At 62.7% G+C, this 21,263-nt stretch carries 21 protein-coding genes and 2 pseudogenes; 15 read left to right on the forward strand and 8 right to left on the reverse strand.

The window, feature by feature from the left end; genetic code table 11:
* The first annotated feature begins 183 nt into the window (after positions 1–183).
* From RHPLAN_RS11295 to RHPLAN_RS11310, 4 genes are read left to right on the forward strand one after another with little or no spacing between them, the layout of a single operon-like run.
* Positions 184–1,155 carry a Bug family tripartite tricarboxylate transporter substrate binding protein gene (locus RHPLAN_RS11295; RefSeq protein WP_084244709.1) on the forward strand — a complete coding sequence of 324 codons (972 nt, stop codon included), beginning with the start codon at positions 184–186 and terminating at the stop codon, positions 1,153–1,155.
* 33 nt (positions 1,156–1,188) lie between these two features.
* A complete protein-coding gene (locus tag RHPLAN_RS11300) occupies positions 1,189–1,617 on the forward strand; it encodes a nuclear transport factor 2 family protein (protein WP_068017442.1) in 429 nt (142 codons plus the stop codon).
* Positions 1,618–1,666: 49 nt separating this feature from the next.
* The gene (locus RHPLAN_RS11305) at positions 1,667–2,002 is read left to right on the forward strand and encodes a cupin domain-containing protein (RefSeq protein WP_068017445.1); all 336 of its coding nucleotides are present in this window, start codon (positions 1,667–1,669) and stop codon (positions 2,000–2,002) included.
* Positions 1,899–2,963 (forward strand): amidohydrolase family protein, encoded by a 1,065-nt coding sequence (locus RHPLAN_RS11310; RefSeq protein WP_157100221.1) that lies wholly within the window; start codon positions 1,899–1,901, stop codon positions 2,961–2,963. The genes RHPLAN_RS11305 and RHPLAN_RS11310 overlap by 104 nt, the downstream gene beginning before the upstream one ends.
* 20 nt (positions 2,964–2,983) lie before the next feature.
* On the opposite strand, the gene RHPLAN_RS11315 is transcribed toward RHPLAN_RS11310, so the two are convergent.
* From RHPLAN_RS11315 to RHPLAN_RS11325, 3 genes are read right to left on the reverse strand one after another with little or no spacing between them, the layout of a single operon-like run.
* Entirely contained in the window at positions 2,984–4,066 is a 1,083-nt protein-coding gene (locus RHPLAN_RS11315) for an ABC transporter substrate-binding protein (protein WP_198164846.1), read from the reverse strand.
* A gap of 32 nt (positions 4,067–4,098) precedes the next feature.
* Complete coding sequence (locus RHPLAN_RS11320; protein WP_068017454.1) at positions 4,099–4,944, reverse strand: ABC transporter permease; 846 nt, start codon at positions 4,942–4,944, stop codon at positions 4,099–4,101.
* Positions 4,944–5,762, reverse strand: coding sequence for an ABC transporter ATP-binding protein (locus RHPLAN_RS11325; RefSeq protein WP_068017459.1), 819 nt, complete (start codon positions 5,760–5,762; stop codon positions 4,944–4,946). The genes RHPLAN_RS11320 and RHPLAN_RS11325 overlap by 1 nt, the downstream gene beginning before the upstream one ends.
* 173 nt (positions 5,763–5,935) lie before the next feature.
* Here RHPLAN_RS11325 and RHPLAN_RS11330 point away from each other — a divergent pair, with 173 nt between their 5' ends.
* Positions 5,936–6,895: an ABC transporter substrate-binding protein gene (locus RHPLAN_RS11330; protein ID WP_068017462.1), complete on the forward strand. Its 960-nt coding sequence runs from the start codon at positions 5,936–5,938 to the stop codon at positions 6,893–6,895.
* 39 nt (positions 6,896–6,934) lie between these two features.
* On the opposite strand, the gene RHPLAN_RS11335 is transcribed toward RHPLAN_RS11330, so the two are convergent.
* Entirely contained in the window at positions 6,935–7,723 is a 789-nt protein-coding gene (locus RHPLAN_RS11335) for a DUF3891 family protein (RefSeq protein WP_068017467.1), read from the reverse strand.
* Positions 7,724–7,867: 144 nt separating this feature from the next.
* Here RHPLAN_RS11335 and RHPLAN_RS39295 point away from each other — a divergent pair, with 144 nt between their 5' ends.
* From RHPLAN_RS39295 to RHPLAN_RS11375, 9 genes are all read left to right on the forward strand, one after another.
* The gene (locus RHPLAN_RS39295; protein WP_157100223.1) at positions 7,868–8,020 is read left to right on the forward strand and encodes a hypothetical protein; all 153 of its coding nucleotides are present in this window, start codon (positions 7,868–7,870) and stop codon (positions 8,018–8,020) included.
* 41 nt (positions 8,021–8,061) lie between these two features.
* A complete protein-coding gene (locus tag RHPLAN_RS11340) occupies positions 8,062–10,356 on the forward strand; it encodes a xanthine dehydrogenase family protein molybdopterin-binding subunit (protein WP_068017471.1) in 2,295 nt (764 codons plus the stop codon).
* 182 nt (positions 10,357–10,538) lie between these two features.
* Positions 10,539–11,840 carry an amidase gene (locus RHPLAN_RS11345; protein WP_068017476.1) on the forward strand — a complete coding sequence of 434 codons (1,302 nt, stop codon included), beginning with the start codon at positions 10,539–10,541 and terminating at the stop codon, positions 11,838–11,840.
* Positions 11,841–11,954: 114 nt separating this feature from the next.
* A complete protein-coding gene (locus tag RHPLAN_RS11350; RefSeq protein WP_068017479.1) occupies positions 11,955–13,682 on the forward strand; it encodes an ABC transporter substrate-binding protein in 1,728 nt (575 codons plus the stop codon).
* A 6-nt stretch (positions 13,683–13,688) separates the two neighbouring features.
* Complete coding sequence (locus RHPLAN_RS11355; protein ID WP_068017482.1) at positions 13,689–14,639, forward strand: ABC transporter permease; 951 nt, start codon at positions 13,689–13,691, stop codon at positions 14,637–14,639.
* Between the two features lie 3 nt (positions 14,640–14,642).
* Complete coding sequence (locus RHPLAN_RS11360; RefSeq protein WP_068017484.1) at positions 14,643–15,542, forward strand: ABC transporter permease; 900 nt, start codon at positions 14,643–14,645, stop codon at positions 15,540–15,542.
* Positions 15,539–16,573, forward strand: a complete 1,035-nt coding sequence (locus tag RHPLAN_RS11365; protein WP_068017487.1) for an ABC transporter ATP-binding protein — start codon at positions 15,539–15,541, stop codon at positions 16,571–16,573. Before RHPLAN_RS11360 ends, RHPLAN_RS11365 begins: the two co-directional genes overlap by 4 nt.
* Positions 16,570–17,556 carry an ABC transporter ATP-binding protein gene (locus tag RHPLAN_RS11370; RefSeq protein WP_068017490.1) on the forward strand — a complete coding sequence of 329 codons (987 nt, stop codon included), beginning with the start codon at positions 16,570–16,572 and terminating at the stop codon, positions 17,554–17,556. Before RHPLAN_RS11365 ends, RHPLAN_RS11370 begins: the two co-directional genes overlap by 4 nt.
* A gap of 81 nt (positions 17,557–17,637) precedes the next feature.
* Positions 17,638–18,147 carry a RidA family protein gene (locus RHPLAN_RS11375; protein ID WP_068017501.1) on the forward strand — a complete coding sequence of 170 codons (510 nt, stop codon included), beginning with the start codon at positions 17,638–17,640 and terminating at the stop codon, positions 18,145–18,147.
* A gap of 59 nt (positions 18,148–18,206) precedes the next feature.
* On the opposite strand, the gene RHPLAN_RS11380 is transcribed toward RHPLAN_RS11375, so the two are convergent.
* The 3 genes from RHPLAN_RS11380 to RHPLAN_RS11385 form a co-directional block, all read right to left on the reverse strand.
* A complete protein-coding gene (locus RHPLAN_RS11380; RefSeq protein WP_068017502.1) occupies positions 18,207–18,641 on the reverse strand; it encodes a hypothetical protein in 435 nt (144 codons plus the stop codon).
* A 41-nt stretch (positions 18,642–18,682) separates the two neighbouring features.
* Positions 18,683–18,820 carry a hypothetical protein gene (locus RHPLAN_RS39300; protein WP_157100224.1) on the reverse strand — a complete coding sequence of 46 codons (138 nt, stop codon included), beginning with the start codon at positions 18,818–18,820 and terminating at the stop codon, positions 18,683–18,685.
* Positions 18,821–19,244: 424 nt separating this feature from the next.
* Positions 19,245–19,850: a GNAT family N-acetyltransferase gene (locus RHPLAN_RS11385; protein WP_084244717.1), complete on the reverse strand. Its 606-nt coding sequence runs from the start codon at positions 19,848–19,850 to the stop codon at positions 19,245–19,247.
* Between the two features lie 831 nt (positions 19,851–20,681).
* Here RHPLAN_RS11385 and RHPLAN_RS39305 point away from each other — a divergent pair.
* A pseudogene (locus RHPLAN_RS39305) lies at positions 20,682–20,795 on the forward strand (SDR family NAD(P)-dependent oxidoreductase); the annotation flags it as partial.
* An 8-nt stretch (positions 20,796–20,803) separates the two neighbouring features.
* On the opposite strand, the pseudogene RHPLAN_RS11390 reads toward RHPLAN_RS39305, so the two are convergent.
* A pseudogene (locus RHPLAN_RS11390) lies at positions 20,804–21,256 on the reverse strand (OsmC family protein); the annotation flags it as partial.
* Positions 21,257–21,263: the final 7 nt, after the last annotated feature.

Below are 21,263 nucleotides of genomic sequence, written 5' to 3' on the forward strand. Positions count from 1 at the left end.
TCGCAGCAATGCGAACGTCTTGCCAAGCAGGGCAGCGTTTCATCGTCACGTTCCCCTGTGTCCCGTCGCCGCACGCGCCGCACCGCCATTGATCTTTGCAAATCTATTAATTATTAATAATCAAGATCGCGACGCCAAGCAAGCCCGCACCTGCCTGGGTAGAAGGGCATCCGGAGGAAGGCCATGGTATCCGTTCGATCCGCTGTCGTTGCCGCCCTCGTCCTCGCGTCGGGAATCTGCGGAGCAGAGGCGCAGGACACATGGCCTGACCGGCCGGTGCGCTTCATCGTGACATCGGCCGCGGGTGGCGGAATCGACCTGATGGCAAGGATCCTGGCGGAAGGCCTGAGCCGCCAGCTTCCCAAACCGGTCATCGTCGAGAACAACGGTGCGGCGGGCGGCCTCGTGGCCACAAAAGCCGTCGCGAACGCCGGTTCGGACGGATACACGTTCCTCTTTCAAGGGCCGGGCTATGCGGCGCTGCCCTTCATCCATCGCAACCCCGGTTTCGACGTCCGCAAGGACTTCGCACCGGTTTCGCTTGTCGCCAAGTTTCCCCTTGTTCTGATCACCCGTCCTTCGCTGAACGTGAAGACGTTGCGTGAATTCATCGCTCTGGTGAAATCCAGCCCCGGAAAATTCACCTTCGGATCAAGCGGCATCGGCGGTGCATCGCATATTCCCCTGGAAGCCATCAAAGACCAGGCGGGTCTCGATATGACCCACATTCCGTTCAGAGGCAGCGGCCAGACGACGACTGCGCTTCTGGGCGGGCAGATCGACCTGACGATCGACGGGTTGGCGCCGCAGATCGGCAACATCCAATCGGGCAGCGTCGTTCCGCTCGGCGTGTCGACTGAAGGCCGCGCGCCTCAGATGCCGGAAATTCCGGCGATCGATGAGGTGCTGCCCGGCTTCAAATATCCGATGTGGGTTGCGGTCTTCGCATCCGCCGAGACGCCCGCGCCGATCGTCGAGAAGATGTCAAAAGCGATTGCCGATGCGCTCAAGGAGCCCGCGATACGGAAGCGCTATGACGACCTTCTGGTCGAAGTCGTCGGCTCGACGCCCGCAGCGCTCGGCACGTTCGCGGATGAGCAGCTCAAGTTCAACAAAGCGATCATTGAAAAGGCGAAGATTCAAGCCGGCGACTAGGGGCGTCGCATCGGACAGAAAGAGGGCATTGCGATGTTGCAGGAGCTCACGGACCTTGAAATCGACTATTGGTACGAGGTCGACCACAACTATGGCCGCAAAGCCAGCGAGCTCTACGTGAGCGATGGCGTGTTCGCGATCGGTCCCAAGGCCATGAAAGGCCGCGAGGCCGTCGCGGAGTTCTATCGCTGGCGGGAAAGTCGCGGCGACCGAACCGCACGGCATGTCGTGACCAATTTCCGGATGTTGTCCCACGCCGGCGACAAGGCGAGCTTCTGCTGTGTGATGTGCCTCTACGCCGCCGATGGCCGGCCGGTCCGGCCTTCGCTGCCGGCGATCATGATCGCGGATATCGTCAGCGATTGCGTTCGTAATGACGAGGGCGTCTGGCGATATGCCTCGCATCGGTTGATCCCGATTTTCGAAGGCGGCGTGCCGGCTACGGTGCCGCCGGACGCCTAGGCATTGATCGCTCACCGTTGTTCAAGGACTGAAAAAATGGAGCTGGGCCATGAATCTGCATCAGATTGATTGGAGTAAGATCGAGTGGAAGAAGGTCCGCCAAGGCGTGGAGCAGAAGGCCTTCTCCGGAAGTGCCGCAACCATTGCCATGCATCGGCTTGCCCCGGGGCATGAGCCCAAGCCGCACAGCCATCCGCACGAACAGATCGCCTACATCGCCGAGGGCCGCATGCGGTTTCACATCGGAGACGAGGTCGTCGATCTCGGGCCGGGCGGCTTGGTTGTCATTCCGTCAGGCGTCACCCACTGGGGCGAGGTTCTGGGGGACGAGCCGGTCATCAACATCGACATCTTCACGCCGAAGCGGCCCGAGTACGCCCCGTAAGGGCCGCACCGCACCCGGGATCATTGCCGCGCCGAAAGTTTTCGCAAGCCACGGAGTCGTATCTATGTCTTCAAGTGAGTTCGCCGCCGACTGCCATCTTCATTCGCACTGGCCGCAACGATATCCGTACTTGCATCCCACCGGCAGCCGAATTGATGAGAGCAATCTTGCGGCGAGTCCTCCGGGTCTCTTTGCGACGTTGGGAAAGAACGGAATCACCCACTGTCTCCTCATTCAGCCCGGCGCTTACGCGTTCGACAATCGCGCGATGCTGGACGTCATTGCCGCAGCGAAGGGAACGGTGAAAGCCCTTGCAGCGCTTCCGTTGGATGCCCCCGATGAGGATTTCGTCGATCTCAAGAGCCGAGGCGTCGTCGGCGTTCGCCTGAGCCTCATCACGTTCGATCCCCATCTCTTCGAAAGCGACAAGATGGGCGCCTTTCTCCGGCGCTGTCACAAGCATGATTTCTGGGTTGAGGTGTTCGCTGCCGCCGGCGCTTGGCCTGCGATCATCCCGCAGCTCCTGCGATCGGAGGTGAAGGTCATCGCCGAGCACGTCGGTTGGCCGATGCTGGCCGAAGGTCTCGGCGCGCCTGGTTTTCAGGCCCTTCTGCAATTCGGACGCACGACCAACGCGGTCATCAAGCTGTCCGGCGGATTCCGGATTTCCTGGAAGAGACAGCCTTACGAGGATGTAAAGCCCTTCGCGACCGAGCTGCTTGGCGCTTTTGGAGCGGAGCGGTGCATCTGGGGTTCGGATTGGCCCTTCTTGAATCCCGACGTCGGTCCGGCGAAGCGCCCGACGAAGATCGCCCCGGTCGAATATCGTCAGGAGGCCGACGTGTTGAGCAGCTGGGTGCCCAGCAAGGAAGCTCGGCAGCAGATTCTTTGGGACAATCCGTCCCGGTTCTTCGGCTTCACCAAGTCTGCGAAGCTCGGAGAGCTGTCGATCAACTTCTAGGTTGGCGCGGCGTCTGCCGGTCAATTCATCGCCTTGGCCTGCGCCACGATCGCGGCGTGATCGAAGTCGTTGCAAGCCGTGATGAATTGTTCGGTGAAAGACGCCTCGGGACGTTCCGCGCCCTTCAGCGTGCCGAGCTTGACGAAGGCCTCGTGGGTGTTCTTCCAGTTCTCCACGATGAACTTGCCGAGCGGCGCGTCCTTGGGCTGATCCTGCAGCGCCTTTTCGAGGAAGCGGTTCATGATGTGCACGCTGTTCTTGAGCGCCGTGGCGTCGTCGAGACTGGTGGGCTTGGAGGTCGGGAATTCCTCCCAGAAAATCTTGATGGCTGCCGCAGGGTTGGTGGCCGTAAACAGCAGCCCTTTGGTCATGGCGCGGCAATAGCCCGCGACCTCCTTCGGGTTGGCCTTGGCGAACGACGCCGTGGTGGCCAGCGTGGTGCCGACCTGGCCGTCCTCGAGCGGGATCTTGACCGTGCGCAGATCGAGACCCGTGTTCTCCGCGGCGCCGAGCATCGCGTCCCACATCACCAGCGCGTCGATCTTGCCGCTTTTGAGCGCCGCGATTGCCGAGGGGCCGGCGCCGGTCGCGATCGCCGTGTATTGCTCCGGCGTGATGCCGATCGCGCTCAGGTTTTGCTTCAGACCGAGCCCGCCGCCGGCACCGAACGACGGCGCCCCGACGTTCTTGCCCTTGAGGTCTTCGAGCTTGTTGATCGGCGAGTCCTTGAGAACGACCAGAAAAGTCCCGGCGTTGCGTTTGAGGTTGAAGAACGAGATGAGGTCGCCGTTCTGCTCGCGCACGGTCATGACCGCAGCGGCGGCCGTGGTGCCGACCTGGGCGTTCGACGACTGCAGAACCTGCGCCGAGATCATGCCGGTCTGGGAGTTCTGGATGTCGACGTCGAGGCCTTCCGCCTTGAAGAAGCCGAGCCGCTTCGGCACCGCGTAAAGAAAGATCTCTTCGCCGATGCCGATGTTGGGGTGCATCTGCACCAGCGTCATCTTCTTCAACGACTGCGCGTCCGCATGACGGACAACCGCGGAGCAGACGCCGGCGGCAACAGCCAGTGCAAGCATGGTACGGGAAATTCGCTGACCCACGGTGACGCCTCCGTCATTCCTGTGATGTTCGATCATGGGCGTGCCGTCGCGTTCGATCGTTGCGCCCAGAAGCAATAGCGGCGCTCGACCAGCGTGACGAGATAGCTCATCAGGAAGCCGATGATGGCCAGCAACAGGATGACCGCGAACATCGGCGAGATTTCCATCGCCTGATTGTATTGCATCAGCAGCATGCCGAGGCCCGCACTCGCGCCGACAAACTCGCCGACCACGGCCCCGAGAATGGACAGCACCGACGCGACGCCGAGCCCCGCGAACAGATAGGGCAGGCAGCTCGGGATGATGATCTTGGTGAGCAGGTGCAGCTCGCTGGCATTGCAGGAGCGCGCGAGCTCGATGCGCTCCGGCTCGACCGACTGGTAGCCGGCCATCATGTTCACGAGCACCGGAAAGAACGTGATGATCGCCGTGATGAACACCTTGCCCTGGAGGCCGAAGCCGAACCAGACCACCATCAAGGGTGCGATCGCCACCTTGGGCAGCGACTGGAAACCGACGATGTAGGGATACCAGCTCTTGCCGAGGATCGGCCAATGCGACAGCACCAGCCCGAGGAACGCGCCGGCGGCCGAGCCGATGAGGAAGCCGAGCACCGCCTCCCAGACCGTGATGCCGGCGTGATACCAGTAGCTCGCCTTGTCCCACGGTGAGCGGCTCAAGCCCCCGATCAGCGCGTACAGAACCTGCTCGGGTGGCGGCAGGATATAGGCGGGAAGCCCCAGCACATCGGTCGAGAGCCACCACGCCGCGACCAGCACCACGAAGATCAAAGGCGAGACGGTGAACTGCGGATAGCGCCGCAGGATGCTCGGCGGCTGCTCGGCTCGCTCCGCGGAGGTCGATGCGTCGGCTGTCATCAGAACATCCCTCCCTGCGCGTCGAGCAGCGAGCGAAGCCTCGCGGCATAGCGTCCGAACCGGTCGGTATTGATCACCGACAGGTCGCGCGGCCGCGGCAGGTCGATGGTGATGACGTCGGCGATGGTGCCGGGACGCGCCGTCATCGCGATGACGCGGTCCGAGAGGAAGATCGCCTCGGCGATCGAGTGGGTGATGAAGATCACCGTCTTGCCGCTCTGGCCCCAGATCCGCATCAGTTCGATGTTCATCTGCTCGCGCGTCATGGCGTCCAGCGCCCCGAACGGCTCGTCCATCAATAACAGTTTGGGATCCTGCACCAGCGCCCGGATGATCGCAGCGCGCTGCTGCATGCCGCCCGACAGCTCGAACGGATAGCGCTGCGCAAAATCGCTTAAGCCCACCATCGCCAGCAGGTCGATGGCATTCTTCCGGTAGCTCGCGACCGGCAGTTTGCGAAACTCGATTGGCAGCAGGACGTTGTCGAGCACGGTTCGCCACGGCAGCAACACCGGCGATTGAAACACCACCGCGGCCTGCGGGGTGGGGCCGCGCAGCGGCTTGCCGTTCAGCTCAACCGAGCCGGAGCTGTAGGGCAAAAGACCGGCGAGGACCTTGAGCAGCGTCGACTTTCCGCAACCGCTCTGGCCGACGACGGAAACGAATTCGCCCTCGTGGATTTCGAAGTCGAGATTCTTGAGTGCGGTGATCTGTCCTGCGCTCGTTGCGTAAGTTTTGGACAGGCCGCGCGCGAGAATCAGCGCCGAGGCCCTGTCGGCGCGAATGTCGGATGAAGCGGCGGCGCGCACCGGCTGCATGAGGCCCTGCGACGTGGGCTGCGGGACAATTCCGATCGGTATATTGCAAGGGCCATGCCGTGGATGCAATGCGCGGCTTGGCCTCGTGCGCTTGACCCGCGCCGCCAGAGCGCCTCACATGATGGAGCCTCCAAGCTCCGCCTGGCGCAGCGATACAAATAGAGAGCGAGACGATGGCGAGCCGCCTGCAATTGACCCTGGCCTGCGACGACTTCGATCACATCCGCGCGCTGATGGACGGCACGGTGAAGCCGCAGGGCATCGATCTCGTGTTCATCACCGAGCTCACCAATCCCGAGCGGCATGGCGCGATGGTGCGCGACCTTGCCTTCGATGTCTGCGAGCTCAACCTGCCGACCTATCTGGTCGCGCGCGACAGCGGCGTGCCGATCACGGCGATCCCGATCTTTCTGTTCCGGCGCTTCCGACACGGGCATGTGTTCGTCAACCCGCAGGCGGGAATCAAAACGCCGAAGGACCTGATCGGAAAACGCATCGGCTCGACCACGCTGCAGCCGGCCAGCAACGTCTGGATCAACGGCATCCTGCAGGAGTTCCACGGCGTGCCGTTCCGCGAGCAGACCTGGGTGCTGGAGCGCGAGGAGGACGCCGCCTGCACCTATCCGCCGTGGCTGAAGGTCGAGCGCGTGCCGAAGGGCAAGACCGCGGTCGGCATGCTGCTGAACGGCGAACTGCCGGCGATGATGACGCCGCAGACGCCCAAGCCGATCCTGGACGGCGATCCGCGCATGGTGCGCCTGTTCCCGGACTATCCGGCGCAGGAGCGTGCCTATTTCGAGAAAACCGGCATCTTCCCGATCATGCACGTCACCGCGATCAAGAACGAGATCGTCGAGAAATATCCCTGGGTGCCGATGATGCTGTGCCGCGCCTTCGAGGAGGCCAAGCAACTCGCCTACAAGCGCATGGCCAACGTGCGTGTGGTGCCGTTGCCGTGGTTCGCGGCGCATTGGGAGGAGGAGCGCAAGCTGTTCGGGCCCGATCCGTGGGCCTACGGCCTCGGCGAGACCAATCGCAAGATCGTCGAGACCGCGGTGCGCTACACCCACGAGCAGGGGCTGACGTCCCGGCCGCTCTCCATCGAGGAGATGTTCGTGCCGGATTGCATGTAGGCGTGGTCGCCGCACCCATCCGGCTCGGTCGCGAGCGCTCTACGTCTTCGGCACGAACGTAAACGCCATCGTCTGTGGCGTGGTGCGGAAATAGACCGCCTGCAACTCGGCTTCGTCCTTGAATTTGTTCTGTGTCAGCCGCCGATGCACGATGTTGGTGGTCAGCGACGGCTCGTCGAACGGGTAGGGGTCGAGCGCGATCCTGTTGTCGCCGAGAGGCGTGAGCGACATCGCGACGCCCGGTTTGTCGGCGTAGCCAACCGGCACCGGATCGATGACGTCAGGGGTCAGCTTCTCGTTCTGGCAGATATAGAGCGAGATCATGTCCCAGACCTGAAGCAGGTTGTAGTTGGTCGAAAGCTCCTTGGCATCGAACTTCGCGGCGACAGGCTTCTGCTTGTCCTCGTTGCGGGCGATGAACGCCTTGATGTGCGGCGGCAACTCGCCGCGCTGGATCGCCGGCGGATTGGTGATGACGCCGTAGCGGCCCTGCCAGAGGCCGGTGCGATGCTTGGCGATCATCAATCCGGCGTAGGGGTCGATCTCGCCGAGCCATTCGGGCGCCCATTCGAAAGCCTTGAGCTGCTCCGGTGAGTTCGGCACCTGGCGATAGCTCGGCGTCTTGCCCTCCGCATCGAGCATCGGAATGGTTTCGTAGCGGATCCAGCCGCGGTCATGGAACATCGCGGCGCGCATCAGCGAGTGGTAAGGCCGCGGTTTCTCGAATGTGTCGTTGCCCCAATGCGCCGCGAACAGCCCCGACGCGAGCGCGTGGTCGCTCTGCGTGATCATGACGATCGTGCCATCGGCTTCGTATCGGACAATCATGGCTTGCTCTCTTGCATGGCTCAGCGCGGCTAAGAATGCGCGGGAGGGACAGGCGTGGCAAGCGGTGGGACCGATCGGGCTTGCCTGAGTCGCCGCTTCGACATACCGCTATCGCAAGGGGGGAGTTTCACCGAGTGAAAATGAATGGACGGGTTCGCCCTGACGATGGTTCTCGCCCTGGCGGCGTTGAGCTGCGTTCCGCCAGACTGGACAAAGAACGAGGGCGCCGCCTGGGGACAGGTGATCGTCATGGCGTCCGGGCTGGTTGTTCTCGGCATCTACATGATTTTGCGTTAGCAAAGCCGGTCGCCAAAGCTTAGAGAATTCGCAGCCCGAGCATGAGAAAACACAACACGCTGATTGGCAGTCCGGTTGAGCGGACCGAGGACCTGCGATTCCTGCGAGGCCGCGGCCAGTATGTTGGCGATCTCGATCGGCCGGGCCAATGGCATGCTGCGATCGTGCGAAGTTCGGTTGCGCATGGGCGTCTGCGAGCGATCGATACGGAGGAGGCAAAGGCGCTGCGCGGCGTTCGAGCCGTTATCACGGCCCGCGACCTAGTCCGCGACCTGGGCGGGCCTGTTCCAAAAATTCCGTTCCGGCGCCCCAGTCCGGAAATCGCGCCTTTTGCCCAGCCAGCTATTGCCTCCGACGTCGTTCGTTACGTCGGCGAGCCCGTTGCGATGGTGCTGGCGGACAGTGCGGAAATTGCGGAAGACGCGGCCCAGACGATATCGGTCGAGATCGAGCCGTTGGACGTCGTCGCCGATCGTTCCGGATCGCTGCGCGACGGTGCAACCCTGTTCGAAGGCAGAAAGGACAACTGCGCGACCCTATACATTGCCGATATCGGCGATCCCGACACTGCGTTTCGAACGGCCGCTTACACGCGCAGGGAGCAGTTCAAGATTCACCGCATCACCGCGATGATGATGGAGCCTCGTGGGCTGTTGGCCGAATGGGATGAGGCGGCAGGTCATCTGACGGTGTCGGGTGCGGCCAAGCTTCCGTTCCACAGCCGGCGTGCCATGGCGCGCATGATGGAGCTTCCGGAAACCGCGATCGATTACATTGAATTCGACGTCGGTGGCGGCTTTGGCGCGCGCGGCGAGTTCTATCCCGAAGATTTTCTGGTCGCATTCGCGGCGCGAAAATTCGGCCACCCGGTCAAATGGATCGAGGATCGGCGCGAACACTTCATGGCGACCGGACACTCCCGTGAGGCCGATTGCGATCTTGAAATCGCAATGGACAAGGACGGCGTGATCCTCGGACTGCGCGGCAACATCTGGGTCGATGTCGGCGCCTACGTTCGTCCCAACGGGATGACGCCGGTCCGCAACGTCACGCAATTCACCACCGGGCCCTATCGCGTCCCTCATCAACGCATCACCACGGCCGCGATGCTCACCAACAAAACGCCTTCCGGAACGTTTCGCGGTCCCGGGCGCTTTGAAGGCTCGTTCTTCATGGAACGGCTGCTCGACATGGCGGCGCAGGATCTGGGGATCGACCGGCTGGACATCCGGCGCAAGAATCTGATTGTGCGGGACGAGATGCCGTATGCGCTTGCTCCAGTCCGGCCTTTGGATGGTTTCGGCGACACGGCGTGTGACTCCGGCGATTACGCCATGACATTCGACCGATGTGTCGCGGAGGCCGAGTGGCAGCAGAAGGTCAGGTTTAACGGACAATTGATCGATGGGCGATACCATGGTCTCGGGATCGCCTGTTTCATTGAAGGCGGCGGGTCGGGCCCGAGCGAAACGGCACGCATCACCATCCAAGAGGACGGATCTTTCGCGGTCTATGTCGGCTCATCCGCGCTCGGCCAAGGTGTCGAGACGATCATGGCCCAGATCGCGGCCGACGCGCTCGAAGTGCCGTTTGATCGAGTCACGATTTATCACGGCTCGACCACCTATCTGGAAAACGGCTTCGGCTCTTACGGATCGCGCGCCACGGTCATGGGCGGCGGAGCAATCGTAAAAGCCGCAGAGGGGTTGCTGGCTCAGATCAAAGAGACCGCCGCCGCAAGATTTGGCGAGGCTCGCGAGCAAATCGTCATCGCCGAAGATGTCGTGACCGCGCCCGGCGGCGGCAGAGCCAGCCTGGCCGATTTTGCCGGCCTCTCGTCGGATGCGAAGTTCGACAACTCCAAGAACACGTACACGTACGGGACCGCGATCGCGCATGTTGCGGTTGATCCCGGCACCGGCGGTGTCGAGGTTCTGGATTATTGCGTGGTCGATGACGTCGGGCGCGTCATCAATCCGGAGACGTTGCATGGACAGGTGATCGGCGCGGCCGTGCAAGGTCTCGGCAGCACCTTCACCGAAGAGGTTTCCTACGACAGCAACGGTCAGATCCTCGTGGGCTCGCTCGCAGACTACATGGTGCCTTTGGCGACCGACTATCCGGTCGTGCGCGCCGTGTCTCTCGAAGCGCATCCTTCGCCGAACAATCCCCTCGGCGCCAAGGGCGCAGGCGAGGGCGGAATCATCCCGGTGGGAGGCGCGCTGGCGAATGCTGTTGCCGCCGCACTGTCTTCCTTCGGCGTTCAGCCGCGGCAGCTTCCATTGACGCCGCCGCGGATCTGGGAGCTGATCGCAGACGCGAGAAACGGAAAATAGCTTTTACGCAACTGCTTTTTTCAGTCTGACTTATCCCGCTTGAGTCGAGGCGTTGCGATTGCAACCCTGCTCTGCGCCGCAATCCACTGTGTCGCGCCAGCGGATTGCTACAGTAAACTCACATAGTTTCGCTCGACCAGTCTGAAAACGTCCCGGTCACGTTCCGTCGACGGAGAACAGAAATGCCCGACTTGCGGACCAAGGGGCCTGGCGGCTTGAACCTCCTGACAGCGGTCGAGCTGTCGGAGAAGATCGCCGCCGGACAAACGACATCGGTCGCGATCGTTCAGGACTGCCTCAACCGTATCAAGGCGCGCGATCCCGACATCCGTGGCTGGGCGTATGTCGATCCCGATCTGGCGCTCAGCCAGGCTCGCGCCTGCGACGCGCAGCCGCGCCGTAGCCCGCTTCACGGCATCCCGATCGGTATCAAGGACATTTTCGATACTTACGACATGCCGACGGCATATGGGTCTGCGATCTACAAGGGCTTTCAGCCGACGATGGATACGGCGCTGGTGGGGCTCATGCGCCGCGCCGGCATGGTGATCCTCGGAAAATGCCGGACCACCGAGTTCGCGAGCCCTGTTCCGGTTGGCGTTCGCAATCCCCACGACTTCGCCCGAAGCCCCGGTGTGTCGTCGAGCGGGTCGGCTGCGGCCGTTGCCGACTTCATGGTGCCGCTGGCGCTTGGCTCGCAGACCGGCGGCTCGACGATCCTGCCGGCGGCTTTCTGCGGCGTGGTCGGTTACAAGTCGAGCCTGACGGGGCTTGATCGCGGCGGCGTGCGCCATTTGCGTCCGACGCTCGATACGATGGGCCTGTTCGCCCGCGGCATTGCCGATATCGCGGCCCTTCGCTCCGTGCTCACGGGGACGAACGCCGCGGCGCCCGTCAAAAGCCTCAAGGATGTCCGGATCGGCGTGTGCCGGACTCCAAGCTGGGATCAGGCTCAGCCGGAAACAGTGAGCGCTTTGGACACCGCTGCGCGCAAGCTCGCCGCGGCCGGCGCAAAGCTGCATGACGCCGGGATGTCCTCGGCCTTCGATGGCCTCGCTCAATCGTTCAACGTCATATCGGGAGTCGAAGGGCTCCGGGCCATGGCGACTGAGGCGCGCGATCATCTCGCGACGATGAATCACTGGATCAGAGATTCGCTCACCGCCGCGTCGAAGCACGACCAGGAAACGTACGACAAGGCGCAGCTTCACGCGGTGCAATGCCAGCGCGCCACTGCCGGGATGTTCGAGCACTGCGACATATTGATCACCCCGAGCACGGCGGGCGAAGCCATCGCGGATGTTGTCTCGGTTTCCAACTCCGCGTTCAATCGAACCTGGACGCTGATGGGCGTGCCGTGCGTCACCATTCCGGCCTTTGAAGGCCTGAATGGCATGCCGGTCGGCTTGCAGTTGGTCGGCCCGGTCGGCAGCGACGACCATGTGCTCGCATTGTCGCAGGCCGTTGCTGATGCACTCAAATGACGTGAAATCGACGAGCGCGTTGCGTTTCCGAAAATGCTCGATTCTTGCCAAGCCTAGGACTGCGTACTAGCCTGATTGATCAATAACGATCGGACGTGCACGACGGAGGGCGCCATGAAGATGGTTGGGACCTGCGATTCGAGGCGCAAAAAGAACAAGACCCGAGCGGCCGCCGACGGTCTCGCATCCGATACAGCGCGCGACGAACAATTCATCTGGCCGGAAACGGAACGCCGCACGTTCATGAAGGCGCTGCTGCTCGGCGCCGGCTCATTCTGCATTCCGTTGGGCGGCGCGCAGGCCCAGGCCGGGCAGAAGGTTCTGCGCATCGCGATGACGTTGTCGGACATTCCGTACATTTGCGGGCAGGCGACTGGCGGCGCCGAAGGCATCCGCTTCGTCGGGTTTACGCTCTACGACGCGCTGGTCCGCTGGGACTACGAGCAGAACGAGCGCCCGACCAAGATCATCCCCAACCTTGCGGAGAGCTGGTCGGTCGATCCCGAGACTCACAAGATCTGGACCTTCAAAATCCGGCAAGGCGTCAAGTTTCACGACGGCAGCGCCTTCAACGCGCATGCGGTGGCGTGGAATTTCGAAAAGATCATGAAGCCGGACGCGCCGCATTACGACAAGCGTCAGGCGACGCAAACCGGAAACTATCTTGCGACCATCGAAAAGGTGGAGGCCGCGGACGATTTCACCGTCAAGATCCACACCAAGGTCATGGACGGGACGCTCGCGTATTCGATGTCCAACATCTGCTTTTCAAGTCCGGCGCAATGGGAAGCTGTCGGCCGGGATTGGGACAAGTTCGCACTCAAGCCCTCGGGCACCGGCCCGTGGAAGTTCGACAAGCAAACGCCGCGCGAGCGCGTCGAGTTCTTGCGCAATGCCGAATACTGGGATCAGAAGCGGGTGCCGAAGTGCGACCGCATGGTGCTGCGTCCGATTGCGGACTCCACGACGCGGGTTGCAGCGCTTTTGTCCAATCAGGTGGACTGGATCGAGGCGCCGCCGTCGGACGCCATCCCGCAGATCAAGGCCGCGGGGATGCAGGTGGTCACCGGCGTCTATCCGCATATCTGGCCATACATGCTCAGCCATCAGCCCGACTCTCCGTTTCGGGATTTGCGGCTGCGCAAGGCGGCAAACCTCGCGATCGACCGCGATGCCGTCGTCAAGCTCGTCAACGGTACGGCCCTTCCTGCGAAAGGCGTCGTCGTTCCGAACCATCCCTGGTTTGGCAAGCCGACGTTCGACATCAAGTACGATCCTGACGCCGCGCGAAAGCTGATGGCGGACGCGGGCTTTGGTCCGCGCAACAAGGCCAAGGTCAAATTTCTGATGTCGACGGCCGGGTCCGGCCAGATGCAGCCGTTGTCGATGAATGAACTGATCCAGGAGCAGCTCCAGGAGGTCGGCTTCGAGGTCAAGCTTGAGACACTGGACTGGGAAGCATTGCGGTCACGCCGGCTGGCCGGCGCCGAGGCACCCGAAAACCGTGGCGTGTCCGGCATCAATTACAGCTGGACCATCCAGGAGCCGATCTTTGCGTTGATCGGGCAGACCTGGCACGGCGCTCAACGCGTGGGCGGCTACAACTGGGGCGGTTTCGCCGATCCGCACGCCGACGAGCTCGCCAAAAAGCCGCTCGCCGAATTCGACATCACGGCGCAGGACAAGTTGCTTGCCGATCTCCACGCCTATCTGGTCGATCAGGCGATGTGGATCTTCGTGGTGCACGATCTCAATCCGCGGGGCCTTGCGCAAAAGGTGACCGGATTCAAATCGGCGCAAAACTGGTTCCAGGATTTCTCTCCCGTCGACATCAAGTCCTAGCGGATCATGTTTCGCTACGTCCTCCGGCGCATTGCGGCCATCGTGCCGATCCTGTTCGGCGTTTCGGTTGTCTGCTTCTCGTTCATCCACCTGGCGCCCGGTGACGCGATAACGGCCCTGGCCGGCGACAATGCATCGCCCGCCGTGCTGGAGAAGATACGGCAGGCCTACGGCTACGATCAGCCGTTGCCGATCCAGTATCTGCGATGGCTGGGACTGGTCCTGAGCGGGAATCTCGGGACCTCTATCATGACCGGGCGGTCGGTGTTGTCCGAGATCGTGCCGGCTGCCGGGCACACCGCAATCCTGGCGGCCGTCGCGATATTCATGAGCCTGCTGGCAGGCATATCGATGGGAACAATAGCCGCCTACACGCGCCGTGTGTGGCTGGACCGGCTGGTCACCGCGGTTGCGGTGCTGGGCGTATCGGTGCCGCACTACTGGGTCGGAATCGCCATGGTCGCGATCTTCTCGGCGACGCTCGGACTGCTGCCCGCCATGGGGATGGGGCCGGCCACGTCGATCGCAGAGTTTGGCTGGAACGATGCCAAGTTCATCATCCTGCCGGCCATCACATTGGCCCTCATTCCGACCGCGATCATCAGCCGGACCGTGCGGGCGACTCTCATCGAGATTCAAAAGAGCGAGTTCGTGCAAACGCTGCACAGCGTCGGCCTGGGACGCCGCCGCATTGCGTTGCATGTGATCAGAAATTCCGCCCCGGCCATTCTGGCCGTCATCGGCCTGCAGATCGCGCAGCTCCTGGGCGGCTCGATCCTGATCGAGACGGTGTTTTCGTGGCCCGGGACCGGCTACCTTCTGAACACCGCCATCGCCACGCGCGATATGCCCCTGCTGCAAGGCACGATCCTGGTGCTGGCGATTTTTTTCGTGCTCATGAATTTTCTTGTCGATCTGGTGCAGCCGTTGGCCGACCCACGCATCGTGCGGGATTGAGCCATGTCGGTTCGATCCACCATCGTCGCGGCTTCTCCTCTCGCACCGGTCGATAAGAAGCACCGCCGCGGCTACTGGGTCGCGGTCCGAAGGCGGCTCGCGCGCGATCCGGTCGCGGTGACATGCGCCTGCATCCTGATCCTGATCGTTCTGGCTGCGATCTTCGCTCCGCTGATCGCGCCGGCCGACCCGACCAAGACCAGCGTGATCCGCAGGCTGCTGCCGATCGGCTCGAAGGGCTATCTGCTCGGCACGGATGAGCTCGGCCGCGACATGCTCAGCCGGCTGATCTACGGCGGGCGCGTGTCGCTGCTGATGGGGCTGCTGCCGGTGGTCGTCGCGACGCTCGTCGGCGGCTTTCTGGGCATCGTCGCCGGCTTCTTCGGCGGCCGCACCAACATGATCATGATGCGGGTCGTCGACGTGTTTTTTGCATTTCCTTCGGTGCTGCTGGCGGTCGCCATGACCGGGGCGATGGGGGCGGGCCTGTCGAACTGCCTGATCGCCTTGTGCATCGTGTTCATTCCGTCCATCACCCGCATCGCCGAAAGCGCCACGACGCAGATCCGCAATCAGGGCTATATCGAAGCCGCCCGCGCATCGGGCGCGCCTGCGATCCGCATCGTCACGGGGCACATCGTCAGCAACGTCATGGGGCCGATCCTGACCTATGCATCGAGCCAGGTCAGCGTTGCAGTGGTGATCGCGTCCGGTCTTTCGTTCCTGGGCCTGGGCGTGTCGCCGCCAACCGCGGATTGGGGCTTGATGCTGAGCACGCTACGGCAGTCGCTTTTTGTGGCGCCGGTCAATGCTTTGCTTCCCGGTGTGATGATCATGATCACGTCGGTGAGCTTCAACCTGCTGAGCGACGGGCTCCGAACCGCGCTGGACGTCAAGCCATGACGCCCGCCAGACAGATCGTCACGGTCTCCGGCCTGGTGAAGCATTTTCCCATCGGCAGCGGCTTCTTCGGCCGTTCGCGCAGCCATATTGCCGCCGTGGACGGCTGTGGTTTTTCGCTCGGCGCCGGTGAGACGCTGGGTGTGGTCGGCGAGTCTGGATGCGGCAAATCCACCCTCGCGCGCATGCTTATCCATCTGGTGAAGCCGGACCGAGGCACCATCGAACTCGACGGTGCCGCCATCTCCGGACGGTCTGGCGGCGATGTGCGCCGGCTGCGCCGCGCCGTGCAGATGGTGTTCCAGGACAGCTACGCGTCGCTCAATCCGCGGCACACGGCGAGCGAGGAGGTCTCGTTCGGTCTTGCTGCATTGGGCCGGCCGCGCCGCGAGGCGATGGCCCGCGCCAACGAGGCCCTGCATCTTGTCGGCCTGCCGCCCGAGCTTTTTTCCGGCCGTTATCCGCACGAGCTGTCCGGCGGTCAGCGCCAGCGAGTCAACATTGCCCGCGCGCTGGCCATCGAGCCCAAAGTTTTAATCCTGGACGAAGCCGTTTCCGCCCTCGACAAATCCGTGCAGGCCCAGGTCTTGAACCTGCTGGTGGATCTGAAGCGGAAGCTCGGCCTGTCCTACCTCTTCATCTCTCACGATCTCGATGTCGTGCGCTTCATCAGCGACCGGGTGGTGGTGATGTATCTCGGCAAGATCATGGAGATCGGCCCGGTCGAGAAAATCTACAGCGCGCCTGCGCATCAATATACCAAGGCGCTGATTGCCTCGCGGCTGAGCATGGACCCAAGCCAGCGGACCGCCGCGCCGCCGATCACCGGTGACCCGCCAAGCCCGATCGACCCGCCGGCCGGCTGCCGGTTTGCCACGCGGTGTGCAATCGCCGAGCCGCTGTGTCACGGCAAGGCGCCGGAATTGACGGCGGCTGCCGGCGATCCCTCCCATTGGGCTGCGTGCTACGCGAGCATACCGGGCAGCGGCCACTCGATGGCGCCACCGGCAAAGCCTGTCCCGGTGCCGCGATGAAAGCCAACGCGGACGCACCGAACCTGCTTGACGTTCGCGGGCTGAGTGTCCGGTTCGTCGGCGACGAGGGGATCGTCACGGCCGTCGACGACGTGAGCTTTGCCCTGTCGCTTGGCGAGACGCTGTGTCTGCTTGGCGAATCCGGTTGCGGCAAAACCGTCACGATGCGCTCGCTGATGCGGCTTCTGCCGCCGACAGCCAAGCTGTCGGGTTCCGTGCGCCTCGATGGTCTCGAGGTGACGACGCTGCAGGCGCGCGAATTGCAGGCGATTCGCGGCTCCAAAGTCGCGATGGTGTTTCAGGACCCGATGTCGGCCCTCGATCCGGTCTTCACCATCGGCCAGCAGATCATGGAAGTTGTCGTGGCCCACGAGGGCGTCTCGCGCGCTGCGGCGCGGGCCCGGGCGCTGGAACTGCTCGAACTCGTGCAAATCCCTTCGGCCAAACGCCGCCTGGATGCGTTTCCGCACGAACTGTCCGGTGGCTTGCGGCAGCGCGCGATGATCGCGCTCGCGCTGTCGTGCCGTCCCAAGCTGCTGCTGGCGGATGAACCGACGACCGCGCTGGACGCCACGGTCCAGATTCAGATCCTCGTTCTGCTCCGTGAACTGCAACGCCAGCTTGGGATGGCGATCATTCTGGTCACGCACGATCTCGGCGTGGCCAGCGAGATCGCCGATCGTGTCGCCGTCATGTATGCCGGCCGGCTGGTCGAGACCGCCGGTATCGGCGATCTGATCCGTGCGCCGATCCATCCTTATACGGCGGGGCTGCTGGCCTCCACGGTCAGTGAGCGGACCCAGGACAGCGTTCTCACGCCGATCCCAGGTGCGCCGCCTGACCTCGCGAACCTTCCGAAAGGGTGCGCGTTCGCACCACGCTGCAGCCGAACCGTCGATCGCTGCACAGCCGAGGCGCCGCAATTCGTGGGAGTGGGCGCCGGTCGTGCCGTGCGATGTCACCTCGCCGAGCCGATCGCGTAGAATGCGTCCATAGTGACGCTATGATGTTGTCTCATTCATGAGGGGGCTTCCATGCTGAGAGTCTGCGTTGCGGCGCTTGGGATGTTTCTGGCGGGGCAGGCGTTTGCCCAGGACAGCGAGTGTCCAAAAGTCGACGCGGAGGCAAACTTCAAAGCCCTCGGCGTTGATTTTTATCCGCCTGTCAAAACGATGGGAAACTTCGTGCCCGCCGTCACCGTGGGAAAGATCATGTTCCTGGCGGGCAACGGGCCGAGACTGGCTGACGGCAAGTATGTGACCGGCAAGGTCGGCGAGGGTCACTTGACCGTCGAGCAAGGCTACGAAGCATCGAAACTCGCAGCGATCAGCATGCTCTCGAACATCAAGGCAGAACTTGGCGATCTCAACCGCGTCAAGCGTGTGATCAAGGTGCTCGGGATGGTCAATGCCGATCCTTCGTTCACGGCGCATCCGAGGGTCATCAATGGTTTCTCGGATCTCATCATCAAGGTCTTCGGCGACTGCGGGAAGCATGCACGATCGGCCGTCGGAGTATCCGGGCTGGTCGGCGACATCACGGTCGAAATCGAGATGATTGCCGAGCTTCGGTGACCGCCTGGGCCGATACCGATCGCTGTGAACGTTGAAAGGCGCGTGTGCGGTGCTTCGGCTCAGGCGGAGGACGCGTGCGCCACCGCCTGCTGTTGCCAGGACCGCATCAATGCCGCGTTTCCAGTGCTGAAGAGCAAGATGCGGGCGGGGCCTTCCAGATCACGGAAGGCAATTCCGATTTTCATCCATGCCCGGAAATCCGAGGTCTCTGACCACCGGTATCGGACGGTGTTGCGGAACAGTGCCTTGTAGTCGAACCCATCGCTGTCGAGTTTCAGGAAGGGACGCTCCGCCAGCACACCGGCGCATGCCAGAAACAAGATCAGGGCGCCCAACAGTATCAACACGGCGCCATCGAGCGTGCTCTCGCCCCGGAATGCCAGCGGCACCATCAGCGACAGGAGCAGGGCCAACATGACCATCCATCGCGTGTTGCCGTAGACGACGGTTGGCCCCGGAAACGGGACGTTCTGTCTTGGCATGTTCACCTGCATGGTTCACGTGTCGGATCGCAGGCTTGTCGCCATCGTCAGGACTAGCCTTTCCGGCCAAGCGCCTTCTCGACCAGGATCAGCATGTCGCTGAGCGCGCGTTTCAAAACCTCCACATCGTTGGAATCCTTCGCAGCCTTGATCACGCTGCGCAGGTGTTTGAGAGCGGCCATCTGATCCATGAGTTACTCCTTTGATCTGCAAGCATCTTTTCTAGGCAGAATTTCTAACCGGTTGAAAGTCCAAAAAGGAAATTGACCGCCCGGAGCAAATCAACCCTATATCGGTGCGGGCCGTCGCACCGCTTTGGAGCTGCCCTCCTTGTGGATACTTCGCGGCGGCCCATTCTTTCCTGTGAACATCGTATGACATGACGCCGCGAATCGGACACAGGTCCATTTCAGGTCGGGCGCCGCTCGTCCTGCAACCTGAAAGAGGGCAGCTATGGCTAAGAAGGCAAAGAAGGCGAAAAAGGCTAAGAAGGCGACGAAGGCTCGCAAGAAGAAGTAGACCTCACGGTCCGAAAAGCCGCCGCCCTTCACCGGGTGGCGGCTTTTTGTTTTTCCAGATCGTCCGAAGCGATCCTGGTGGAAAGAGCCGAGCCCGCTAGGCGACCGTCAGCGTGACGGTGCGGACCCCCGGCTCGCCGGCGTTGTCTGCAACATGGAAGCCGAGCTCGGCGCACATGCGCAGCATGGTCGTGTTCTCGGCCAGCACCTCGCCCTGGATGGTGCGAATGCCCTCGGCGCGGGCGTATTCGATCAAGGTCTGCATCAGCAGCCAGCCGAGCCCATGGCCCTTGAGGTCGGAGCGGACCAGCACGGCGTATTCGCCCGTATCGCCGGGTGTGAGCGTGTGGAGCCGTCCGACGCCGAGCATCTCGCCGGATGCTTCGTCGAGCGCAATGAATGCCATCGCCTTGGCGTAGTCGATCTGCGTGAAGCGCGCGATGAAGGCCGGCGAGAAATCCTTCACGGGAGCGAAGAAGCGCATCCGAAGATCGTTCGGCGTGATGCGGCTGAGAAACGCCGGATAGAGCCGCTTGTCGTCGGCGCGCAACGGGCGGATGAAGACCGGCGTGCCGTCCGGCAAGCGGGGGTGGCGCTCCCATTCCTTGGGATAAGGCCTGCGCGCGCCGTGCCCGTCATCGGATGCACTGCGGTCGGACTTCAGGGGACGTGGTGGGTCCGATGGCACGTTTCTGCCTGCCATGATGTCAGGGCTGCGACCCGGATCGCAGCCGGTGCGCAATATAGAACGACGCTGTGAGCAGAACGATCCCGATGTTTGCTGAGGAAACGTTCGGACTCGGATTGCCTGGCTTCGGCCGATACACTCGGTGGATCAAACGGTGGCCCGGCTGTTTCGCCGTCAGGGCGGACGCCGATCTCGAGTTTACCCGAGATCGGAATATGAAGTGCGCAAGTCGGGTAAACCGCGACTTGCGGTGGTTCGAGACGCCGCGCTGACGCGCGGCTCCTCACCATGAGGCCGGGAGAAAATTTTCGCTTTGCATTCCCGCAAATCACGAGTAGACGCGATTCTGCCTCGTTCGTTGAGGGCGTCGACTAGGGACGTCTATTTGGCGGAGCGAGGTGTGGCGCCTGCAGGCGTGGCTCGTGACCACGTCCCAGGGTGCGAGGTCATCGTCCGTCCCCGATGAGGGGGCCGCCTTCAGTGGCAGGGCGCGATCGGGTGAAAGCGGGCGCAAATGCCCCCTGGAGCATGGTGGGTGAAAACCCAGCCGGTCCGATCGAATCTCGAACGGTGGCCTCGCAACAAATCGCCACGAGTGGAGCGCCGGGAGGCGAGCGGACCTGATCGCAAAGGTCCGCGGGCGCCTTCGCAAGGCGCCCAGATATCTGCGCCGTCTCGGCGCTCCGCTCCCTCACTCTGTGAGGGGAAGGAAAAAGAGAGAGGCGCTGGCCCCGCGCCTGATCTGAAGGGGCCGATGAATCACGCCCGCAGGAACGGGCATGAGCCAACGCCAGCCGATCAGTGGGAGAGGAAACCGTGGTTCAGATCCGGGCCAGAGGCCAAGGGCTGCACAGGTTGGAAGGTCGCGTTGCGGTCGTCACGGGAGGCAGCGGCGGCATCGGCGCCGCCACGGCAAAGCGTCTCGCCGCAGCGGGCGCGGCCGTCATCTCTGATGCGGCACTTGGAATCTAGCCGCCGTGCTCTTCAGACGTCCGGATGTCGATCTCGGATTTCAGCGTGTGATGCACCGGGCACTTGTCGGCGATCTCCATCAGCCGCGCACGCTGCTCGTCACTGAGGTCGCCTTCCAGCACGATGACCCGTTCGATGCGATCCAGCATTCCCGATTTCGTCTCGCATTCGGCGCAGTCCTGCGCATGGATGCGCGAGTGGCGCAGCCGGACCTGCGTGCGCTTCAATGGAATCTGTTTTCGGTCGGCATACAGCCGCAGCGTCATGGATGTGCATGCACCGAGCGATGCGAGCAAAAGCTCGTACGGTCCGAAGCCGCTATCCAGCCCGCCGACGTTAACGGGCTCGTCGGCGATCAGGCTGTTCGCTCCCGACACCACCTCTTGCTGGAATTTTCCGCGGCCCGTTTCGCGGACCACGACGTACCCAGGTCCGGCGGTTTCGTTCGGTTCGCTC

The sequence above is a fragment of the Rhodoplanes sp. Z2-YC6860 genome (assembly GCF_001579845.1).
Lineage (GTDB): Bacteria > Pseudomonadota > Alphaproteobacteria > Rhizobiales > Xanthobacteraceae > Z2-YC6860.

Bases quoted from the DNA above. Each gene is read 5' to 3' on its own strand.
- RHPLAN_RS11380 (WP_068017502.1), bottom strand. From the start codon at position 18,641: ATGCAGGTGAACATGCCAAGACAGAACGTCCCGTTTCCGGGGCCAACC.
- RHPLAN_RS11320 (WP_068017454.1), bottom strand. From the start codon at position 4,944: ATGACAGCCGACGCATCGACCTCCGCGGAGCGAGCCGAGCAGCCGCCG.
- RHPLAN_RS11300 (WP_068017442.1), top strand. From the start codon at position 1,189: ATGTTGCAGGAGCTCACGGACCTTGAAATCGACTATTGGTACGAGGTC.
- RHPLAN_RS11345 (WP_068017476.1), top strand. From the start codon at position 10,539: ATGCCCGACTTGCGGACCAAGGGGCCTGGCGGCTTGAACCTCCTGACA.
- RHPLAN_RS11370 (WP_068017490.1), top strand. From the start codon at position 16,570: ATGAAAGCCAACGCGGACGCACCGAACCTGCTTGACGTTCGCGGGCTG.
- RHPLAN_RS11360 (WP_068017484.1), top strand. From the start codon at position 14,643: ATGTCGGTTCGATCCACCATCGTCGCGGCTTCTCCTCTCGCACCGGTC.
- RHPLAN_RS39295 (WP_157100223.1), top strand. From the start codon at position 7,868: ATGGACGGGTTCGCCCTGACGATGGTTCTCGCCCTGGCGGCGTTGAGC.
- RHPLAN_RS11295 (WP_084244709.1), top strand. From the start codon at position 184: ATGGTATCCGTTCGATCCGCTGTCGTTGCCGCCCTCGTCCTCGCGTCG.
- RHPLAN_RS11340 (WP_068017471.1), top strand. From the start codon at position 8,062: ATGAGAAAACACAACACGCTGATTGGCAGTCCGGTTGAGCGGACCGAG.
- RHPLAN_RS11375 (WP_068017501.1), top strand. From the start codon at position 17,638: ATGTTTCTGGCGGGGCAGGCGTTTGCCCAGGACAGCGAGTGTCCAAAA.
- RHPLAN_RS11305 (WP_068017445.1), top strand. From the start codon at position 1,667: ATGAATCTGCATCAGATTGATTGGAGTAAGATCGAGTGGAAGAAGGTC.
- RHPLAN_RS11335 (WP_068017467.1), bottom strand. From the start codon at position 7,723: ATGATTGTCCGATACGAAGCCGATGGCACGATCGTCATGATCACGCAG.
- RHPLAN_RS11355 (WP_068017482.1), top strand. From the start codon at position 13,689: ATGTTTCGCTACGTCCTCCGGCGCATTGCGGCCATCGTGCCGATCCTG.
- RHPLAN_RS11325 (WP_068017459.1), bottom strand. From the start codon at position 5,762: ATGCAGCCGGTGCGCGCCGCCGCTTCATCCGACATTCGCGCCGACAGG.
- RHPLAN_RS11365 (WP_068017487.1), top strand. From the start codon at position 15,539: ATGACGCCCGCCAGACAGATCGTCACGGTCTCCGGCCTGGTGAAGCAT.
- RHPLAN_RS11330 (WP_068017462.1), top strand. From the start codon at position 5,936: ATGGCGAGCCGCCTGCAATTGACCCTGGCCTGCGACGACTTCGATCAC.
- RHPLAN_RS39300 (WP_157100224.1), bottom strand. From the start codon at position 18,820: ATGGATCAGATGGCCGCTCTCAAACACCTGCGCAGCGTGATCAAGGCT.
- RHPLAN_RS11385 (WP_084244717.1), bottom strand. From the start codon at position 19,850: ATGGCAGGCAGAAACGTGCCATCGGACCCACCACGTCCCCTGAAGTCC.
- RHPLAN_RS11350 (WP_068017479.1), top strand. From the start codon at position 11,955: ATGAAGATGGTTGGGACCTGCGATTCGAGGCGCAAAAAGAACAAGACC.